The sequence below is a fragment of the Bacteroides bouchesdurhonensis genome (assembly GCF_900155865.1).
Taxonomy (GTDB): Bacteria; Bacteroidota; Bacteroidia; order Bacteroidales; family Bacteroidaceae; genus Bacteroides; species Bacteroides bouchesdurhonensis.
Genome location: NZ_LT707024.1, coordinates 1 through 1,147 on the forward strand (window position 1 = coordinate 1; position 1,147 = coordinate 1,147).

Consider the following 1,147-nt stretch of genomic DNA (forward strand, 5'->3'; position numbering starts at 1 on the left):
TATCAACATAATCGGCATACTTCTTCTGGGCTGCGTAATATTCCTCCTGACGTTCCTTAAATAGTTTTTCTAAATAATCACAATCCTCCTTCGCCTTAAAAGTACGGTAGCCTATGATGTATTCCTGTAATTTATGAACTACGGAATCAGCTACGACGGCAGCAACTTTAGGATCCTGCAAAGTGACGGAAACATTGGTTATAGCAGTCTTCTTATCCATGACAGCCGTTATGTCCTTCTTCAAAGAAGTGATTTTCTTATCCTCCTCTTCAGTTAGTTCAAGGGTACCGGACTGGCTGTTTCTTAGACCAACAGATTCATCTTTATCTGAAAACAACGACCTCACCCCGCTTATTGCCATACCCGGAAGCCCCATAACGTAACTCCACCAGGGAGAAGACTGGGTATCCAAATAAGATCCCAAATCAATCTTTTCACTTTCCTCACTATCAACAGGCACGTTCATTGAGAGAAGCTCCAACAGAAAAGGAGTAGAAGAGACAATATCGGGTGAAAGAGAAGCGTTTAAGGCATCAGAACCGTCACCACTCATACCCGTCCCCGCTCCCAGGAAGGAGGCAGCCATCGAAGCAAGACCACTGTTAGCTTTGGAATTACTCATTTCCGGAGATAAGGTTACCGCAACCGTATATTTCCTCGGAACACTCAAGGCTACAATGATACCAATGATTAAACCTATGCCGACAGCCTTGTATAAGGTTTTACGGATAGCTATGATTTTTCTTAGAAGCTCCATCAGGTCAATTTCCATCTCATCTTTCGAAGGAGGCACTAATTCTTGAGACCGGTTCTTTTCTATGTGTTGTTCAGACATAATAATCCTATTTCTTTATCAGGTTAGCAACAGAAGCAATCATCATACCTAAAGAGCTGAAAGAAGTGGCATAACCCAGTATTTCTCCTACATTCGTACGCTTCTTCGATTTACTCGGAACTATGATCTCACAGCCGGGCTCGATCTGTTTCTTACCATTACCCTTTACCCGGGTCACCTCTCCGTTCATGTATACAATGAACTTCTTACTCTTCTTTGCATTATCAGAATAGCCGCCAGCTTGATTCAAATAATAATCAATATCTTTACCTTCCAAATATGAAACGGTATTAGGAACCATGACAGCACCGT

General features: G+C 42.2%; 1 protein-coding gene and 1 pseudogene. Both read right to left on the minus strand.

The window, feature by feature from the left end; all coding sequences use genetic code 11:
* The coding region (locus CZ225_RS22830; RefSeq protein ID WP_077155984.1) for a Wzz/FepE/Etk N-terminal domain-containing protein at window positions 1–835 on the minus strand (835 nt) is incomplete at its 3' end.
* Between the two features lie 7 nt (window positions 836–842).
* Window positions 843–1,147: pseudogene (locus CZ225_RS22835) on the minus strand (capsule biosynthesis protein); the annotation flags it as partial.